Origin of the sequence: Janthinobacterium sp. AD80 (genome assembly GCF_002878455.1) — a bacterium.
GTDB lineage: Bacteria > Pseudomonadota > Gammaproteobacteria > Burkholderiales > Burkholderiaceae_D > Janthinobacterium.
Genome location: NZ_NRDQ01000072.1, coordinates 1 through 18,096 on the forward strand (window position 1 = coordinate 1; position 18,096 = coordinate 18,096).

An 18,096-nucleotide genomic window follows, 5' to 3' on the forward strand; every position below is an offset into this window, starting at 1 on the left:
GTGCGCCCGAGCGCGCCACGCCGCCGCGTGAACGGGGCAATGAGCGCGGCGGCGAGCGCGGCAATCCTGGCCGGAACGGCCGGCAGATGGAAGCGGACCGCTGACGCCAGCCGCCATCCCGCGCCACTTCACGCTCCCGCCTGGTCGCGCCTGGGCGACGTTCATGCCGCCAAAGCGGCAGTTCGTCACATGCCGCAGGCCAGGCGGCGGCGTTTTGTCTACAGTGGCATCATTGCGGAACTGCGCAATCCTTGTGGTGCGAGAGCATCAATTTTCCGGCTATTTTGGTCAAACGAAATAGTTTTTGCCAGCTTGCACAGCTGGCTTTTTTTTGCGCGGCGCCGGCGCAGCCACAACGGGCGCAGCCGCCCCCAAAGTTGGCTACAATACGCTTTTATGCAGCCGCCGCGCGCGAGGTATGCCGCGCCGCCTGTCCTGACCGGCACTGATTGGAATTCCCATGCAAACCACCCCTCCTACCGAACATATCATTCCGCCCAGCGAATCGCTGATCGAATACCCGAGCGACTTCCCCATCAAGATCATGGGCCCGACGCACGTCGACTTCGCGCCGACCATGCTGGAACTGGTGATCAGCCACGATCCGACCTTCCACGCGGGCCGCATGGAAGAGCGTCCATCGGGCAAGGGCAATTACACGGGCCTGACCGTGACCGTGCGCGCCATCAGCCGCGAGCAGCTTGACGCCCTGTACACGGCGCTGTCGGGCCACCCGATGGTGAAGATCGTCATGTAAGGCGTGCTGCCGCCACGCTGGCCCGGCTCTTCGTGAGCAGCCAGACGGCGGCAAACGCGCCACTGGCCGCCGCCGTCACCCATAGCAACGGTTTTTCCGTGCCGTCCGTGATGGCGGCGATGATGGCGCCGCAGACGGCCGTGATGGCCATCTGCACAAAGAAAAACAGGCCCGAGGCGCTGCCCGCCTGGGCGCCATATGGCTGCAGCACGGCCAGCTGGCAGGCCGGAATGGCCATGCCCACCGACACCATCACCAGCAGCATGGGCGCCACCAGCGAGGCCACGTGGCGCGGCGCCAGGCTGCCGGCCAGCAGCAAACTGGCCGCACCCGCCACATTGATCAGCACCGCCACCCCCAGCATGTGCTCGGCGCCCAGGCGCGGTCCCAGCTTGCGAAACATGCTCGATCCCGCGATGTAGCCGCTCACCGTCAGCGCGAACACCAGCGCATAGGCGTGCGGCGACAGCTGCATGCCCCGTTGCAGCAGCACCGACGATTCCGCGATGAAGGGAAAATAGGTGCAATACACACAGCCGATGGCCAGCGCATAGCGCAGGAAATAGCGCTCGCCCAGCAGCCGCCGGTACAGCGCCAGGGTATTTCCTTGTGGCACGACGCCGGCTGGCTTGGTTTCCGGCACATATGCGGCGATCAGCCCCAGCGACAGCGCCCCCAGCGCGCACAGCACGCCAAACACGGCGCGCCAGCCGAAGGCCGCGTCGAGCACGCTGCCGGCCAGCGGCGCCAGGATCGGCGACAGGCCCATCACCATCGAGATTTGCCCCAGCATGCGCGCCTGCGTGGCGGGATCGAAGCGGTCGCGCACCATGACCCGGCCGATGATGGTGCCGCTGCAGCCGCCGAACGCTTGCAGCAGGCGCGCGGCGAGCAGCACGTGGACGTCGGTGGCCAGGGTGCAGACGATGCTGGCGAGCACATAAATGGCCGTGCCGGCCAGCAGCACGGGACGCCGGCCCCAGCGGTCCGCCAGCGGCCCGCAGGCCAGCATCGACGCGGCCGAGCCGGCCATGAACAGGCTCAGGGTCAGTTGCAATTGCGCATCGCTGGCATGCAGGGCATCGGCCATGGCCGGCAGCGAAGGTAAATAGATATCGATGCTGATGCGCGACAGGCACACCAGCAGCAGCACGATGGCGCCCCAGGCCCACAGGGGAAGTGTTGTTCGTTGATTCATGTTTTTCGATAAGCAAGAGATGGCAGACGCACCAGAACGGTGAGAGTAAGATGGTTGTGGTGTAATGCGAAGTGCCAGTCATCACAAAATTCATTGGACCACTTGGACGACCATCATCATGCCGCGAGGAAAATCACCGCACACCCTGGACTTGCCCCGCCCCACCAGCTGGCTCGACAAGGCAGGCGTCAGCAAGCAGGACGGCGCCTATGAAGCGCTGCGCTCGGCCATCCTGACGAAGCTGCTGCCGGCCGGCAGCCGTCTGCCGTCCAGCCGCACCCTGGCGGAGCGGTGGGAATTGTCGCGCGGCACGATCGAAACCGTGTTCGACCGCCTGCACGCGGAAGCGTATGTGACGCGCGTGCCCGGTTCCGGCACGCATGTGTGCGCCGTGGTGCCGGAACGCTTCCTGATGGCGGAAGCGGGCGACGCCATCCCGGCCGGACCAGCGGCGCAGCCGGCACCCGTGTCCGATACGGGCGTGCGCGACGGCTTGCCTTTCGTCGCGCGGCGCGCCGATGCCAGCCTGTTTGCCGTCGCCGCCTGGTCCAAATGCGCCACGCGGGCGCTGGCCGCCGCCACGCCGGAGCAGCTGTGCAGCGCCGATCCGGCCGGCGCCTTGCCGCTGCGCCAGCAGGTGGCCGATTACCTGGCCAAGTACCGCGGCATCCGCTGCGACCCGCAAGACATCATCGTCACCACGGGCATCCGCCATGCGCTCGACTTGCTGGCGCGCAGCGTCGTGCGCGATGGCGACAAAATCTGCCTGGAAGACCCCGGCTACCCGGCCGCGCGCGCCCTCTTCGGCCTCTGCGGCGCCGTGCCCGTGGACATTCCCGTCGATGCCGAGGGCATCGATTGCGCCGCCCTGCGCCTGCATGGCGATGCCCGCCTCGCCTATGTGACGCCGGCGCACCAGTCGCCGCTGGGCGTGACCATGTCCGTCACGCGCCGCCTGGCCTTGCTGGAATGGGCCAATGACAGCGGCGCCTGGGTGGTGGAAGACGATTACGACAGCGAATTCAATTACCAGAGCGCCCCGCTGGCCGCCCTGAAGGCGCTCGACCAGTACCAGCGCGTGATTTACTGCGGCAGCTTCAACAAGACGCTGTTCGCCGGCCTGCGCGTGGGTTTCATGGTCCTGCCACCGGCCTTGCGCGCGCCGCTGTTGCGCACCTTGCAATTGACGGGACGCTCCGTGGGCATCACGGAACAGCTGGCGCTGGCCGCCTGGATGGAAGAAGGCGCCTTCGTGCGCCATTTGCGCCAGGCGCGGCTGGCCTACAAGGAACGGCGCGACCTGCTGCTGGCCTGCCTGGAACAGATCGCCCCCGGGCGCTACACCATTTCCGGCCAGCAAGCGGGTTTTCATTGCGTGCTGTGGCTGGCGCCAGGCGGCGACGAACGCGCATTTTGCGCGCGCGCGGCGCAGGACGGCCTGGCGCTGCAGCCGCTGGGCGACTTTTGCCATGGCGCCCAGCTGGCGCCGGCCGTGCTGCTGGGCTACACGGCCCTGAGCCTGGCGCAAGTGCGCCACGCTGCACAAAAATTGGGCAGGTTGCTGTTGCCAGAGGCCAACGCCTGAATGAAACAGCGGCCTGGCTTATAATCACGGCTTCGCCGCAGCGTCCGCAGGGACGCCGGCAGCTGACCACAGAATCTGTCATGACCACCACCCGCACCGAAACGGCGCTGATCCGCGAACTGGGCCGCGTCGATTACGAGCCGACCTTTGCCGCCATGCGCGCGTTTACCGATGCGCGCACGACGGACACGCGCGACGAACTGTGGATCGTCGAGCATCCGCCCGTGTTCACCCTGGGACTGGCGGCCGACCGCGGCCATTTGCTGGCCGGCGCCGCGATTGAAGAAAACGCGATCCCCGTGGTGCAGACGGACCGGGGCGGCGAAGTCACCTTCCACGGCCCCGGCCAGGTGGTGATTTACCTGCTGATGGACTTGCGCCGCAACAAGCCGGGCGGCAAGCTGTATGCGCGCCAGTTCGTGCATAAAATCGAGCAAGCCATCATCAACGTGCTGGCGGCGTATAATCTCGCTGGCGAGCGCATCGATGGCGCGCCTGGCATTTATATTGCCGGCGGGCCAGACAAGGGTGCGAAGATCGCCGCGCTGGGCTTGAAAGTGCGCGGCAACGGCTGCACCTACCATGGCGTATCGCTCAACGTGGCGATGGACCTGGCGCCGTTTTCCTGGATTAACCCCTGCGGCTATTCCGGCCTGAAGACGGTGGACATGCGCAGCATGGGCGTGGTGGCGCCGCTGGCCGAGGTGCAGCGGGCCCTGGCCCATGAATTGACCGTATTACTCGATGTAAGCGAAGCAAACAGCGCCGCAGGCGCGCCTCAGGCAGCGGATGCCTGAGCAAACAAACCAACACCGCCCGTCAAGGGCTTGCAGCCATGACTTCTGAGACCATTTCCAGCACCGCCCCCGCCGCGACCGCCGCTCCCGCGTACAACCCGAGCGAAAAGCAAAAAGGCGCCAGCAAGACGTCGCGCATTCCGATCAAGATCATTCCGATCGAGCAAGTCGAGCGCCTGAAAAAGCCGGACTGGATCCGCGTCAAGGCCGCGTCGGCATCGACGCGCTTCTATGAAATCAAGGACATCCTGCGCGAAAACAAACTCGTCACGGTGTGCGAGGAAGCCAGCTGCCCGAACATCGGCGAATGCTTCGGCAAGGGTACGGCCACCTTCATGATCATGGGCGACAAGTGCACGCGCCGCTGCCCGTTCTGCGACGTCGGCCATGGCCGTCCTGATCCGCTGGACAAGGAAGAGCCGGCCAACCTGTCGAAAACCATCGCCAAGCTGCGCCTGAACTACGTCGTCATCACCTCCGTCGACCGCGATGACCTGCGCGACGGCGGCGCCGGCCACTTCGTCGAGTGCATCCAGCAAACGCGCGGCCTGTCGCCGAACACCCGCATCGAAGTGCTGGTGCCCGACTTCCGCGGCCGCCTGGAAAAAGCCCTGAACCTGTTCAAGGATGGCTTGCCTGACGTCATGAACCACAACCTGGAAACGGCGCCGCGCCTGTACAAGGAAGCGCGTCCCGGCTCCGACTACCTGCACTCGCTGAAACTGCTGAAAGACTTCAAGGCCATGTACCCGGACGTGAAGACCAAGTCCGGCATCATGGTGGGCCTGGGCGAGACGGACGAGGAAATCCTGCAAGTGATGCGCGACATGCGCGAGCACGACATCGACATGCTGACCATCGGCCAGTACCTGGCGCCATCGAACAGCCACTTGCCCGTGCGCCGCTACGTGCACCCGGACGTGTTTAAAATGTTCGAGGAAGAAGCATACAAAATGGGCTTCACCCACGCCGCCGTGGGCGCCATGGTGCGCAGCTCGTACCACGCGGATGAACAGGCGCACAGCGCCGGCGTGGAATCGGCGCTGAATTTTTAAGCACCTTGTGCCGTATCAAGCCGCCCGCTGTAGAGCCGGGCGGCTTTTTTTTGCCTGTCCGTATCGTGCCCGCCTCATGCGGCCGGGCGTCCTATACTGGCGTGCTGAAAAAGCATGGTTGATGGATAAGCTATGAGGTGAGTGATGGACGTACGCATCGACGCATCGTGGAAGGCGCGGCTGGAGCGCGAGTTTGCCCAGCCGTACTGGGAGCGCCTGGCCGCCTTCGTGAAGGAAGAGTACGCGGCGGGGCCGTGTTTTCCTCCCGGTAAAGCCATCTTCCGCGCTTTCGACCTGACGCCGTTCGAGCAGGTCAAGGTGGTGATCCTCGGGCAAGACCCGTACCACACGCCGGGCGCCGCCATGGGCTTGTGCTTTTCCGTGCCGGACGGTCATCCCGCGCAGCCGAGCCTGCAGAATATTTTCAAGGAATTAGCCACCGACATGGGCGTCGAGCGCACGCGCACGGATTTGTCCGACTGGGCCGAGCAAGGCGTGTTCCTGCTCAACAGCGTATTGACGGTGCGCGCGGGGGCGGCCGGTTCGCACGCGGCCAAGGGCTGGGAAAAGTTGACGGACAGCGCCATCCGGCATTTGTCCGCCGAGCGCGACAACCTCGTCTTCATTCTGTGGGGCGGCTATGCGCAAGCCAAGCGTACCCTGATCGATCCCGGCAAGCACCTGGTGCTGGCGGCGCCGCACCCTTCTCCCTTGTCGGCAAGCAAAGGTTTCTTTGGCAGCAAGCCGTTCAGCCAGGCGAATGCGTATTTGCAGGCGCATGGCCAGAAAGCCATCGCCTGGGCATGATGATGAAATGGTACGGCAGCCGACAGCGGCAGGCGTTGCTCCCTGCCGCTGTCTTCGCGCGTAACTCTGAGAACATCTATCAAAACCTGCTGCGCGTCGCGCGTCGCGCTTTCCGATGCTCGCTGACCTGGCGTTCCGTGCATACGCACCGTGCCGCGTCTCAAGCACAACGCACATCCGCCCGCTACGGTTTTGCCAGCTGTTGTTAGAAGCTTGTTGATAAACCCGCATAGAAACTGCGGCGCGCGCCGTACTGCGGCGCACCCACGCCGACGCCGGAACCGTCGCGCAGCAGATACGATTTGTCGAACAGGTTGATCAGGGCCAAGCGTCCCTCGACTTTGCCGACAGGCGTGTTTTTCCACGTGTGCGTGAGCGCCGTGTTGACGGTGAAATAGCTGGGCAGATGGCCGGAATTCGGTGCGCCGCCGTCCGGGGTCAGCCGCAGGCCGCTGCCGTACAGGAAGTCAGCGCTCACTTGCGAATCGCCGAAATGGTAGTGGCCGCCGCCTGACATCGTGTATTTCTGGTCATGATCGAGATAGACATAGTGGGAGCTGATGTAGTTCAACTCATCGGCGCCAAACAGGGCCTGGCCGGAATTGATGTTGCGTCCCTGGGCCTTTTGCGTGCTGGCGTTGAGGAACAGGCCCCAGTTTTTCTCGCTGTAAATAGCCGACAATTCCAGGCCCTTGGCGTAGCCGTCCGCGTAGTTGAACGGCGTCAAAATCAATGCCTGGCCGAACTGGCCTTCGTCCAGCAGATTGCTGATTTTTTTGTAATACACATCGGCCGTCAAGGTCAGTTTGGAATTGACCTGGTGGCTGATGCCGACGTCGTAGTAATGCGTGCGCTCGGCCTTGACGTTGTCGGACTGGCCGATTTCCGGTGCATTCGTCGTGTTGGCGTACAGGTCGATGCTGCCTTGTGCGGCCAGTTCCTGCGGCGGCGGCGTGAAATAGCGCGAATAGCCCGCGTGCACGGCCGTGCCGGGCGCCAGCTGATACGCGAGGTTGACGCGCGGACTCCATTGCTGCTCGCTGGTGTAGGCCGAGACCTTGTCGAAGCGGGCGCCATAGTTCAGGGTCAGCGGCTTGCTGATATGCCATTCATCCTGCAGATAAACACTGGCCAGGGTACCCGTCTTGCCGCTGTTGTCCAGCACCGTGATCGGCGTGGTGGACGATTGCGCGCCATCGATCGCCGGGAACACGGCCACCATGTTGTCGCTCGTGGTTTTCTGGCGCGTGTAGGCCAGGCCCGCGCGCAGGGTGTGATCCTGGTGCAGTTTATAACTGATGTCGAACTGGGCACCGGACGCGCTGTTCGAGCGGCGCGAGTCGGACGCCACGCCGTTGTAGATCAGGTCGCCAATGGGATCGGGCGTGAAGTGCAGTTCCGAATACTGGTGGAAGGCGGACAGCTGGTAATTGATGTCGCCCAGACTTTTTTGCAGCGAGACGACGAGGAAGCGGTTCACTTCGCGCTGGTTTTCATCGAGCTGCGACGACGGCAAGGTGGACGTGCCCGCCTGTGCATCGCTGTGGCCGGCAAGCGAAAAGCCCGGCGCCTGGTCCGGATTGTTCGGGATCTGGAAGCGGCCGTTATAGGTGCCGAACATGGCGCCCAGGCGCGTATTGTCATCGAGGAAATACGACAGGCTGCCGAAGGTTTTGTTCTGGCGCGTCTTGTCGTGCAGGGCGCTGCGCGTGTCTTGCGGGTTTTCCACGCCCAGCGCATTGCCCAGATAGCTGCCGGACAGGTAGTAATTGAACTTGCCGACGCTGCCGAAAAATTCGGCACTCGGCTCCACGTGGTCGTGGCTGCCCACCAGGATGCCGATGCGTCCGCCTGGCGTCATGCCGCCCTCTTTTGTTTCAATGTCGACGATGCCGGCCGTGCGCAGGCCGAACTGGGCCGGCAAGGCGCCCGTGATGAAGTCCGTCTTGTCGATCAGGCGCGTGTCGATCGACTGGCCGAAGCCGCTGATGCTTTCCGGCAGTTGCACGCCATTGATGCGGTATTGCACGTTGGCATGGTCGTCGCGTACGTGCAGGGCGCCCGAACCTTTCGAATCCTGCGACACGCCCGGCAGGCGCAGCAGCACTTCATTGAACGGCGTGTTGTCACCTTGCCCCAGCATGCCGACCATGTGGCTGTCGATGCTGTAGATGGTGGTGCCGACTTTCGGCGACAGCTCGATGCGCGCGCTTTTCAGGTGGGCGGACGTGACTTCCACCGTCTGCATGGCTTGCGGCGCAGCATCGGCTGCCGTCGCGGCCGTGGTATCGGCAACGGCGATGGCCGCATCCGCAGGCTCGGCGGCATGGGCGGAAACGGTAAACAGGCTGGCAAGGGCGAGCGACAACGCGCTCAAGCGTGGTGTGTGTTGCATGATAAACCTCAAAATAGTCGACGCCAGGCGGCACGGCACGCGTCAGAACGAGAACGCGGCGGTGGAGCCTGCAAAAAAGAAAAACAGCGTGGGAACTACAGAGAGATGGCAGGCGGGCCGCGCACGGGCGGCAAGGCGAGGATGGCGACAGGCGCCACAGTGGCTGGCGCGATGGCCAGCAAGCGGTACGGCAATAACTGGGCCGGCGGCTCGGCGATGACCGGCGGCACGGCGATATCGGCAACCTTGTCGATGACGGTGGCGCACAGCGCGCACTCTTCCGCGTCCAGGCTGGTCTTGTGCAGGTGCGAGGCGGCCGTCGACAGCAGGAACACGAGGGCCAGCGCACTGAACAGGGCCACGCACAAACGCCACGGCGTGCGCGCAAAGGCGGCGGCACCGTGATGAGCAAGCTTGCGGGTGGGCTGGCGGGAAGACATGGGCGAATAGTAGCAAGAAAAACCCGTCGCTGTCAGCGCTTGTTGCAATTCATTTGCTTTATGCAAGCGCCGGATAATGTTTTTCACGCCCCTGCTTTCATGCTATCGTTCCGCAGCCCAAAATTCCCACAGCCTCCTTGCCTCCCATGTCCCAACGCCCGATCAAGTACTTGTTCGCCAAGTTGCACCTGTATGCCGGCCTGTGGTTCGGCACGCTGTTCGTCCTGCTGGGCTTGACGGGTTCTGCCATCGCCTGGATGCCCGAGCTCGATGCATATCTGAACCCCAGCCTGTTGCAGGCCAGCAACCCGGCGCCGGGCCAGGTCTTCCAGGTGACGCCGCGCACGCTGCAAATGGTGGTGGAGCGGCTGGCCGCCGACCCTGCTTATGGCAAGCCGAGCCAGATCAATCCGCCGGCCGATGCGCGCGACGTGTACATGGCTTCGTACCGCCAGGCGGGCAAGCCATCGCCGTTGCGCCAGGCCATCGTGCGCCAGGTGATGGTCGACCCCTATACTTTGCAAGTCAAAGGCGAGCGCGACTGGGGCCGTTTCGGCCTCACGCGGCCATTGCTGATGTCGGGCATGTTTCATCTGCACCGCTATCTGCTGTCGGGCGAGGTGGGCAAGACGATTACCGGCATTTCCGGCGTGATGCTGCTGCTGATGGCCATCAGCGGCATCTATCTGTGGTGGCCGCGCCTGCAGTGGACGGCGATCAGGCGCGCCCTGACGGTGTCGCACGGCGGCTCCTGGCCGCGCTTTAATTATTCGCTGCACAAGGCGGCCGGCTTCTTTGCCGCGCCCGTGCTGGTCGTGCTGGCCTTTTCCGGCATCTATTTCAATTTGCCGCAGCTGGTGGTGCCGCTGGTGGACCTGGTGTCGACAGTGCCGGACACGGCGAAACTGAAAAATGCACAACACGACGGCGCCGTGCTCGATGCGGGCCAGGCCATGGCCGCCGCGCAGCAGCTGTATCCGCAGGCGCGCGTCTCGCGCATCGTGCTGCCGACGAAGCAGGACCAGCCATACGAGATCCGCGTGCGCCAGCCCGACGAGATCGCGCAGGGCGACGGCGCCACGCGCATCACCCTGGATGCGCGCAGCGGCCAGGCCCTGCGCATCCGCGACCCGCTGACGGCGCCATATGGCGAACGCTTCCTAGGCTGGCAATTCCCCCTGCATTCGGGCCAGGCGTTCGGCGTGGGCGGGCGCACTTTTATTACCGCCTTTGGCCTGATGCCGCTGCTGTTCATGTTGACGGGGACTCTCGTCTGGTGGAAACGGCGGCGTCCCCGGAAATAAGCGGCCGCCAAACTGATACGGGAAAAGTTGCTATCATCATAGTAGTTTCCGGCAGCCTTTGCGCTGTCCGGCATCCTCACGACAACAAGGAAAAGCAGAGACCATGAGCCATCCCGAGATCACCGTAGCACTACTGAATGAACGCGGCGTGGGCCGTTTGCCCGGCCACCTGGGCATCGTCATCACGGAAGTGGGCGACGGCCAGCTGACGGCGGAACTGCCCGTGCTGCCGCATTTGCTGGCGCCGAATGGCTATCTGCACGCGGGCAGCGTGGTGACCCTGGCCGATACGGCTTCCGGCTATGGCTGCATCGTCAACCTGCCGGAAGGCGCGACGAACTTCACCACCATCGAACTCAAATCGAACCACCTGGGCACAGCCCGCGAAGGCACGCTCACCTGCACGGCCAAGGTCGAGCACAAGGGCCGCAACACGCAAGTGTGGGATGCCGTGGTGAAAAGCAAGGACACGGGCAAGACGATTGCCCTGTTTCGCTGCACGCAGATGATTCTGTATCCTAAATAACCCAAGGGCAAAATCCGGGGTCGTACCCTGCAGGGGGAATTTGCCCCAATGGGGCAAATTCCGATCCCGAAGGGACTGACCCCGGCCCTTGCTTTTGGGTTTGCTAGATTTTCACCCAGTTACCTTTATACAAAATCGGTCCCGTCGGTCCATTCGGATCGGGCGAACCGCCTTTCGGCTCCAGGGTGACGGCCAGCAGGGCCACGTCGTTGCCGATGGCGCGTTCGGACAGGGCCAGTTTTACGCTGCCCTTGTCGGCCAGCAAGCCGAGAGAGCGCGGATTGCCGCTCTTCGGCACGGCCCACAGTTCCAGATCCTTATTGCTCGGCACCGGCGCGTTGCCCACCATGCGCACGTCGAGGGCGCCGTGCCGGCTGTCGGCTGTCAGCAGCAGGGCCGTTTGCGCTTTCTCGTCCGTCAGGCTGGCGACATAGCTGATCTGTGGCGCATCCAGCATGCGCGTGGCCACGACGATCACCAGCAGCGCGGCGATGGCGCTCGAGGCCATGCCCAGCGAACGCCAGAATGACAGCGAATCGCGCCACAGGGCCCAGCCGCCTTGCGGCGCCAGGTGCAAACGCTGCTCGATCTGCTTCCACACGCGCTTGGGCGGTGCCACCGGCGTGGCGAATTCGGCCATCGGTTCCAGGCGCTGGCGCCATTCCGCCGTGATATTGCGCAAATCGGCGTCGTTGTGCAGCCAGCCTTCGAAACGCCGCCGCGCGCCCCCTTTCAGGGTGCCCAGCACGTATTCGGACGCCAGTTTCTGGCGCAGGGTGTCGTTGCCACGGATATTCATGATGCCTCCCGTTTTGCCAGGCACGTGCGCAGCCGTTCCAGGCTGCGGCGTATCCAGGTCTTCACGGTGCCGATCGGCAGCGACATCTGCTGCGCCACTTCGCTGTGCGACAGGTCATGGTAGTACGCCAGCGCAACCACCTGCCGGTGCAGCCCTTCCAGGGCGGACATGCAAAACGCCAGCGCCTTGGCATCACCGCTCATCTGCAGCGATTCGATCGGCGTGGCCTGGGGGTCTCGGAGTGCGTTCATGACTTCACTATCAAACTGGTCGGCATCGATTTCCACGGTATCGTCGCTGCGCCGCAGCACATCGAACGCCTTGTTGCGCACGATGGTGGCCATCCAGGTCATCGGCGCCGCCAGATGGCTCTGGTATGTGGCGGCGTTGTTCCAGATGGCGACGAACCCCTCTTGCAAGGCTTCTTCAGCGAGCTCTTGCTTATGCAATATACGCAGCGCGAAGCCAAACAGTTTCGATGATGTGCAGTTATATAGCTGACGGAACGCGATGGCGTCCTTGTTGCCGGCGGCAAGCAGCCAGGTTTTGAGTTGTTGCGGGTCGGGCGGTTGAGCGGCTAGGGACACGGCTGGCCTTCACAAGGTGAGTGGGATCACGCATGGGAAGGTTATAACAAATTAGTAATTCTTAGCAACAAGGTTTTATGCCGTGTTCTCATCGCCTTCAACGCCCCGCAAAAGCGTAGCGAGCGGAAGTGAGTTGCGGCAGAGAAGCGGAACTGCGCCTGAGCACAGTGAGCATCGCAGGCTGCAAATGGCGACGCGCAGCAGCTTATGTGCGACGTTTATCCGGCGATGGCCTTTTCCAGCAGCTTGTGCAGTTCGGCAAACTCGGGCTTGCCCACATAGCGCTTGAGGATCTTGCCCTGCTTGTCGAGCACGAAGGTGGTCGGCGTCAGGGCCACGTCGCCGTAGGCCTTGGCCGCTTCGCCCGTCACGTCGAGCGCCACCTTGAAGGGCAGCTGGCGCGTTTCGGCAAAGTTCAGCACATAGTTGGCCGGATCGTATTTCATGGCCACGGCCACGAATTCCAGGCCCTGCCCCTTGTACTTGTTGTAGGTATCGACCATGTCCGGCATTTCCGCCACGCAGGTGGTGCACGAGGTGGCCCAGAAATTGACCATCACGACCTTGCCGCGCAGGCTCGCCGAGGTGATTTTCTCGCCGTGGATGCCATGGAAGGTCACGTCCGGCGCGCTTTGCTTGTCGTTCAGCGACAGATAAGCAGCCGCTGCCACGCCCGCGACGAAGACGGCGATGAGGGCTGGCTTGATCCAGGACTTGCTGGCGGATGGCGAAGTTGACATGTCGAGTTGAATAAGTCACTTGAAAAGCGCGGCACAGACGCCACGATGCGGCTATTGTAGCCGTATCGTGGCGTCCTTGCTGTAGGTCAAACGGCGGAGACGACGCTTACTGCTGGACCGTATCGCTGACCGTGCTGGTGGTGCGCTGCTGCGGCGCTTCCGGCTGCAGTTGCTTGAGTTCCGCTTCCGAGATGTAGTCGAACAGCTTGACCACTTTCTGCACGCCGCTCACGCCGCGCGCCACGTCGGAGGCGACGGTGCCTTCGCGCTGGGTCACGCGGCCCATCAGGAAGACGGTGCCGTTTTCCGTGACGACCTTGAACGAGGCGGCCGAGATGGTTTTCATGTCTACCAGGCTCGCCTTGACCTTGCCCGTGATCAGCGCGTCGTTCGAGCGCGAGGTATAGCTGGCGGGACCGGCGATGATCAGTTCATTCGCCACCGATTCCACGCCTTCGATATTGCGCACTTCGCGCTCGACGGCATTTTTCATCGCTTCATCGCGCACTTCGCCCGTCAGCAGGACGCGGCGGTTGAAGCTGGTGACATTGACATGGCCCACGTCGCCGACGATGGAAGGAATGCGCGACTCGCCTTTCAGGGCGATCGACTTGTCTTCGGTCTGCGCGCCCAGGGTGCGGCGGTCCGCCGCGGCGACGCCGCCCATCACCGCGCCGCCGACCATCAGTTCGATGCAGCCGGTGAGCGAAGTGAGCATGGCACCGCACAACAGGGCGGTGGCCAGCGGGCGTTGTACGCGTTTCCAGCCTGGGCCAGTACCGAATTTAGTCATTCACGTCTCCTCCGAATAGCGCGACGTCGATGCCGTCGCAGATGCAATGTATGGTGGTCAGATGGACTTCCTGGATGCGCGCCGTGCGTTCGGCCGGCACGCAGATATGCACGTCGGCATCCGTCAGCATCTTGCCGATGGCGCCGCCGTCCTTGCCCGTCAGCGCCACGACGCGCATTTCGCGCTCGAGCGCCGCTTCCACGGCGGCCATCACGTTGGCCGAATTGCCCGACGTGGAAATGGCCAGCAGGATGTCGCCAGCCTGGCCGAAGGCCTGCACCTGTTTCGAGAAGATCTCGCGATAGCTGTAGTCATTCGCCACGGCCGTCAGGATCGAGGTATCCGTCGTCAGCGCCAGGGCTGGCAGCGGAAAGCGCTCGCGTTCGAAGCGGCCCACCAGTTCGGCGGCAAAATGCTGGCAGTCGGCGGCGGAACCGCCATTGCCGCAAGCGAGGATCTTGTTGCCGTTGGACAGGGCGTAAAACATCAGCTCGATCGCCTGCGCAATCGGTTGCGCCAGTACGGTGGCGGACTGGATCTTGATTTCGGCACTTTCGTGGAAGTGCGAGAGGATGCGTTGATTATTCATAGTCTGCCGATTATAGTGCAGGCGCGCGGCATGGCGAACAAGCACTGTTAAAAATGCTTACATATCCAGGATGTTTTTCAGCCAGCTGATGCGCCCGCCGTCGATGCACAGCGCGTCGAAGCGGCAGGCCGGCAAGCGCTGTTGGCCCAGCAGCCAGGTTTGCGCGGCCAGCACCATGCGCCGCTGCTTGGCCGGCGTGATGCTGGCCAGGGCGCCGCCGAAGCGCGCGCCGCTGCGCAGCCGCACCTCGACGAAGACGACGCTGGCGCCATCGCGCATGATCAGATCGAGTTCGCCACCCCGGCACAAATAATTACGTTGCACCAGCAGCAAGCCCTGCGCCAGCAGATACGCGAGCGCGGCATCTTCCGCCTGCCGCCCCCGTTCCTGCCTGTCTTGCGTGGACGCTGGCGACATGGCGTGTCCTTATTCTGCCTGCGGCAAGGCGACGGGCGTGGGCGCGGCCGGCGGCCAGGTGCCGAGTGCGCCCTGCTGGTAGGTGGCGGCTTGTTCCGTGCGTTCAAACACCGTCTGGCCATCCTCGAAACGCACGGCCAGGCGGCCCGTCACGCCATCGAGCGTGAATGGCGCATTTGGCCGCAGCGCCACTTCGCGCGCCACGCGGAAGGCATCGATGCCCAGCGCGTACAGGCGTTCCATGTCGGCCGTCAAACGGGCATCGGCCGGTTGCGGCGGCTGCGGGTACACCATCACTTGCGGATGGTCGCGCTGCACTTGCCATGGCAAGTCCAGCAGCCGCGCACCGTCGAGTTCAGGACCGCTGGCGCCGCGCCCGGCGCCGGGATTCAGGGACGAGGTGCCATACAGGGGCAAGTCGCTGCCGATGGCCACGCGCAGCTGGCGCGCCTGGTCGGCGTCGAGTGCGGCAAACAGCAGGCCTGGCGGCGTGGCGGCCAGGCGCGCGCGCAGTTGCACCAGTTCAGCGTCGCTCAGGTAGCCGTTTGTCGCCGTCAGGTCCATCGTTTCGATCTTGCCGCCCTGACGCAGCCATTCCTGCTTGAAGGCGGCGCTGGTGCGGCGCTGCGAGGGCGAGCCGGCCGACAGGATCAGCGCGCTGGCACCCGGCTGTTCGCTGGCGGCCCAGGCTGCGACCTGGCGTGCTTCCGCCTCGATCGACAGGCCCATGACAAGCATTTTTGCCGGCAGGCGCGCTTCGCCGCGGTTGTCCGGGTGGTTCAGGGCGATGGTTGGCTTGCGTACCAGGTCGCTGTTCGCCACGGCCGTGACGGCCGAGCGCGACAGGGGACCCACGACGATGTCCTGCTCTTCCTGCGCTTGCGCAAATTTGTTCAGCACGTCGCTGCTGCCGTCGCCCGTGTCGATCACCGTCACCTCAAAGCCGCTGCGGTCACGCTCATATGCGGCCATGAAGCCGGCACGCAGCAGTTCGGCGGCCGGCCCCAGGGAAGCCGAGCGTAGCGGCAAGAGCAGGCCGATGTGATGGACCTTGCCGTCGGCCGGCGCCGGCGCCGTGGCGGCCGGCATGTCGAGCGCGGTGCCGGTGGCCGGCTTGGTATTGATGGGCGCCAACGGGGCGCCGTTGCTGTCGTAGGCGGTAATATCGGGCACGGCCACGGCAAAGGTGACGGGCTCCGGCGCCGGCGGTTTCGGCGGCACGGGCGGCGGCAGTGGCTTCGGTGGTGGTAGCGGCCTTGTGTTAGATTCAATAGGCGCGCACAATTGCCCGGGCGCGTCGCAAGGCGTGCTGCAAGCGCTCAGCATGCCGGTCGCGGCACAAACAAGCAGTAACTTCACACTATTAGCAAGCATTTAACCTCCAAAATGACCGTACAAGAAATCAGTTCCATCGCCAGCCTGCCCATCATGACAGAGGCGGCGCACCAGGTCTATCCTATCGCAACATTGTATATAGTGGCCACGCCGATCGGCAATGTGACCGATATCAGCCTGCGCGCGCTGCATTTGCTGAGCCTTGCCGATGCCGTCGCCTGTGAAGATACGCGCAACACGGCGCACCTGTTGACGCGCTTTGGCCTGAACAAGCCGTTAATTGCGGCGCATCAACATAACGAACGGGAAGTGGCGCAAACCCTGATTGCCCGCCTGCATGCCGGCGAACGCATCGCGCTGGTGTCCGACGCGGGCACGCCCGCCGTCTCCGACCCGGGCGCGCGCATCGTCGACGCCGTGCGCGCGGCCGGCCTGCGCGTGCTGCCCCTGCCCGGCCCCTCGGCGGCGATCACCGCCATTTCCGCCAGTGGCCTGTTGAATGACCAGTTTTACTTTGTCGGCTTCCTGCCGGCCAAGGCCAAGCAACGTGAAAACATGCTGCACAGCTTGCGCGGCGTGACGGCGACGATGGTGTTTTATGAAGCGCCGCACCGCATCCTCGATTGCGCCACGGCCCTGGCCGAAGCGTTCGAGCCGACGCGCCAGGTGGTGTTCGCGCGCGAACTGACGAAACTGTTCGAGGAAATCCACCGCTGCCCCTTGTCCGAGGCGGAAAGCTGGATACGCGCCGACGCGCACCGCGAAAAGGGAGAATTCGTTGTCCTGCTGGAAGGCGCCACGGAAGCACAGGACGCGGAAGACGTGGAAGCGGAGCGCATCCTCAACATCCTGCTGGCCGAGTGCAGTGTCAAGCAGGCGGCGAACCTGACGGCGCAGATCACGCGCCGCAAGAAGAATGCCCTGTATGAGCGGGCGTTGCAGTTGAAGGGGCAGGAATAAGGGAATCAGGATGGCGGCTGGACATTGAGCGCCCTTGCCGCCACGAGTAACAGTTCCACATGTGCGATCAGCTCATCGACAAAGCCTGCCGTGACATCGAGCTCGCCTTCGTATTCGGCCAGGTTGCGCTTCTTGTGCGCCTGGCTTAATAGTAGCCACTGCTGTGGCGTGAAACCCAAGGTGTGTTCCAGACTCTGGAAAACGAGATAGCGGTTGTCGCTGCGATAACCATGTTGGCGCAGCGCAGACAAGGCGGCCGCATGCGCCGCGTTATACGCCAGGTCGAAGCGGCTTTCCAGCGACAGTATCACCTGTCTGGCGTCACGCAGGCGCACGGTGGCCGAGCGCAGCAAGCCGGCCCGTTCGCGGGCGTCGGGTGGCTCAGCCTTGAGCTGGCCGATGCGCGCCAGATTCGCCAGCGCTTGCGAGCTTGATGAATTCATCGTCGCCCCCTTTGACAAAAATCTTGGGCTGTTCGAGGATGCGCACGACGAACGACTTGCCCTCGTCTATTCTCTGCCGCCATTCTTCTGGCGTGTACAAGGTCGGGTTGATGCTGCGCCCCAGTTGCTGCTGCACTGGCTGCAAGGCCGTCAGTAACTGGGCGTTTGATGCCATGCTGCCGATCACCATCAGGTCGATATCGCTGTGCGCCTGTTCCGTGCCCTTGGCCATGGAACCATACACGAAAGCCAAGTCGATTTCCTGCCAGTGCGACTGCAGCGCAACGCGCAGCACATCGGCCACGCCGAAGGTTTTCAGTACGATGCTGCGCAGCTCGTCGAATATCGGCGCATCGTGATTCGCCTGGTAATGCTTCTGGTTGCCCACCTTTTTCACCGTGACCAGGGCCGATTTCACCAGCTTGGCCAGCTCGCGTTGCACTGAACCCGAACCGATGGCCGCGAAGGCGATGATTTCATTCGCATAGAAAGAGCGTTGCGCCTGGCCAAAGAGCAAGGCCAGCACGCGTTGCTGTGTCTTGGAAAACAATGTGTCTGCATAGATACCC

20 protein-coding genes are annotated in these 18,096 nt (G+C 63.5%); 8 read left to right on the plus strand and 12 right to left on the minus strand.

Features of this window, described 5'->3' with window-relative positions; translation table 11 throughout:
• Window positions 1-460: 460 nt before the first annotated feature.
• A complete protein-coding gene (locus JaAD80_RS15245; RefSeq protein WP_086140485.1) occupies window positions 461-757 on the plus strand; it encodes a DUF493 family protein in 297 nt (98 codons plus the stop codon).
• On the opposite strand, the gene JaAD80_RS15250 is transcribed toward JaAD80_RS15245, so the two are convergent.
• Window positions 750-1,955, minus strand: a complete 1,206-nt coding sequence (locus JaAD80_RS15250; protein WP_102295190.1) for a multidrug effflux MFS transporter — start codon at window positions 1,953-1,955, stop codon at window positions 750-752. The genes JaAD80_RS15245 and JaAD80_RS15250 overlap by 8 nt on opposite strands.
• 118 nt (window positions 1,956-2,073) lie before the next feature.
• Between JaAD80_RS15250 and JaAD80_RS15255 the strand changes: the two genes are divergently transcribed.
• From JaAD80_RS15255 to JaAD80_RS15270, 4 genes are all read left to right on the plus strand, one after another.
• Complete coding sequence (locus JaAD80_RS15255; protein WP_102295191.1) at window positions 2,074-3,540, plus strand: PLP-dependent aminotransferase family protein; 1,467 nt, start codon at window positions 2,074-2,076, stop codon at window positions 3,538-3,540.
• A gap of 80 nt (window positions 3,541-3,620) precedes the next feature.
• A complete protein-coding gene (gene lipB, locus JaAD80_RS15260) occupies window positions 3,621-4,337 on the plus strand; it encodes a lipoyl(octanoyl) transferase LipB (RefSeq protein WP_102295193.1) in 717 nt (238 codons plus the stop codon).
• 38 nt (window positions 4,338-4,375) lie between these two features.
• Window positions 4,376-5,392 (plus strand): lipoyl synthase, encoded by a 1,017-nt coding sequence (gene lipA / locus JaAD80_RS15265; RefSeq protein ID WP_102295194.1) that lies wholly within the window; start codon window positions 4,376-4,378, stop codon window positions 5,390-5,392.
• A gap of 144 nt (window positions 5,393-5,536) precedes the next feature.
• Window positions 5,537-6,199, plus strand: a complete 663-nt coding sequence (locus tag JaAD80_RS15270; protein ID WP_102295196.1) for a uracil-DNA glycosylase — start codon at window positions 5,537-5,539, stop codon at window positions 6,197-6,199.
• Between the two features lie 205 nt (window positions 6,200-6,404).
• Here the strand turns inward: JaAD80_RS15270 and JaAD80_RS15275 are convergent, their stop codons facing one another.
• Both JaAD80_RS15275 and JaAD80_RS15280 read right to left on the minus strand, forming a co-directional pair.
• Complete coding sequence (locus tag JaAD80_RS15275; protein WP_102295198.1) at window positions 6,405-8,594, minus strand: TonB-dependent receptor; 2,190 nt, start codon at window positions 8,592-8,594, stop codon at window positions 6,405-6,407.
• A gap of 95 nt (window positions 8,595-8,689) precedes the next feature.
• Window positions 8,690-9,034, minus strand: a complete 345-nt coding sequence (locus tag JaAD80_RS15280) for a hypothetical protein (protein ID WP_146012401.1) — start codon at window positions 9,032-9,034, stop codon at window positions 8,690-8,692.
• Between the two features lie 146 nt (window positions 9,035-9,180).
• On the opposite strand from JaAD80_RS15280, the gene JaAD80_RS15285 reads away from it, so the two are divergent.
• Together JaAD80_RS15285 and JaAD80_RS15290 are read left to right on the plus strand one after the other, a co-directional pair.
• Window positions 9,181-10,338 (plus strand): PepSY domain-containing protein, encoded by a 1,158-nt coding sequence (locus JaAD80_RS15285; RefSeq protein WP_102295201.1) that lies wholly within the window; start codon window positions 9,181-9,183, stop codon window positions 10,336-10,338.
• A 103-nt stretch (window positions 10,339-10,441) separates the two neighbouring features.
• Window positions 10,442-10,864: a PaaI family thioesterase gene (locus JaAD80_RS15290; protein ID WP_102295202.1), complete on the plus strand. Its 423-nt coding sequence runs from the start codon at window positions 10,442-10,444 to the stop codon at window positions 10,862-10,864.
• Window positions 10,865-10,967: 103 nt separating this feature from the next.
• Here JaAD80_RS15290 and JaAD80_RS15295 read toward each other — a convergent pair whose 3' ends face one another.
• The 7 genes from JaAD80_RS15295 to JaAD80_RS15325 all read right to left on the minus strand — a co-directional run bounded on the left by JaAD80_RS15295 (window position 10,968) and on the right by JaAD80_RS15325 (window position 16,010).
• The gene (locus JaAD80_RS15295) at window positions 10,968-11,663 is read right to left on the minus strand and encodes an anti-sigma factor domain-containing protein (RefSeq protein ID WP_102295204.1); all 696 of its coding nucleotides are present in this window, start codon (window positions 11,661-11,663) and stop codon (window positions 10,968-10,970) included.
• Window positions 11,660-12,250 (minus strand): sigma-70 family RNA polymerase sigma factor, encoded by a 591-nt coding sequence (locus JaAD80_RS15300; RefSeq protein WP_102295205.1) that lies wholly within the window; start codon window positions 12,248-12,250, stop codon window positions 11,660-11,662. Before JaAD80_RS15300 ends, JaAD80_RS15295 begins: the two co-directional genes overlap by 4 nt.
• A 218-nt stretch (window positions 12,251-12,468) precedes the next feature.
• Window positions 12,469-12,990, minus strand: a complete 522-nt coding sequence (locus tag JaAD80_RS15305) for a peroxiredoxin (RefSeq protein WP_102295207.1) — start codon at window positions 12,988-12,990, stop codon at window positions 12,469-12,471.
• A 106-nt stretch (window positions 12,991-13,096) separates the two neighbouring features.
• Entirely contained in the window at window positions 13,097-13,783 is a 687-nt protein-coding gene (locus JaAD80_RS15310; protein WP_102295210.1) for a BON domain-containing protein, read from the minus strand.
• On the minus strand, window positions 13,776-14,372 hold the full coding sequence (locus tag JaAD80_RS15315; RefSeq protein ID WP_102295211.1) for a phosphoheptose isomerase: 597 nt from the start codon (window positions 14,370-14,372) through the stop codon (window positions 13,776-13,778). Before JaAD80_RS15315 ends, JaAD80_RS15310 begins: the two co-directional genes overlap by 8 nt.
• 57 nt (window positions 14,373-14,429) lie before the next feature.
• Window positions 14,430-14,789, minus strand: a complete 360-nt coding sequence (locus JaAD80_RS15320; protein ID WP_102295219.1) for a YraN family protein — start codon at window positions 14,787-14,789, stop codon at window positions 14,430-14,432.
• 9 nt (window positions 14,790-14,798) lie between these two features.
• Window positions 14,799-16,010 (minus strand): penicillin-binding protein activator, encoded by a 1,212-nt coding sequence (locus tag JaAD80_RS15325; protein WP_102295221.1) that lies wholly within the window; start codon window positions 16,008-16,010, stop codon window positions 14,799-14,801.
• 165 nt (window positions 16,011-16,175) lie between these two features.
• Here JaAD80_RS15325 and rsmI point away from each other — a divergent pair, with 165 nt between their 5' ends.
• A complete protein-coding gene (gene rsmI, locus JaAD80_RS15330; RefSeq protein WP_102295222.1) occupies window positions 16,176-17,084 on the plus strand; it encodes a 16S rRNA (cytidine(1402)-2'-O)-methyltransferase in 909 nt (302 codons plus the stop codon).
• Between the two features lie 5 nt (window positions 17,085-17,089).
• Here rsmI and JaAD80_RS15335 read toward each other — a convergent pair whose 3' ends face one another.
• Window positions 17,090-17,527 carry a hypothetical protein gene (locus tag JaAD80_RS15335; protein ID WP_102295224.1) on the minus strand — a complete coding sequence of 146 codons (438 nt, stop codon included), beginning with the start codon at window positions 17,525-17,527 and terminating at the stop codon, window positions 17,090-17,092.
• On the minus strand, window positions 17,466-18,077 hold the full coding sequence (locus tag JaAD80_RS15340; RefSeq protein WP_258003011.1) for a nucleotidyltransferase domain-containing protein: 612 nt from the start codon (window positions 18,075-18,077) through the stop codon (window positions 17,466-17,468). Before JaAD80_RS15340 ends, JaAD80_RS15335 begins: the two co-directional genes overlap by 62 nt.
• Window positions 18,078-18,096: the final 19 nt, after the last annotated feature.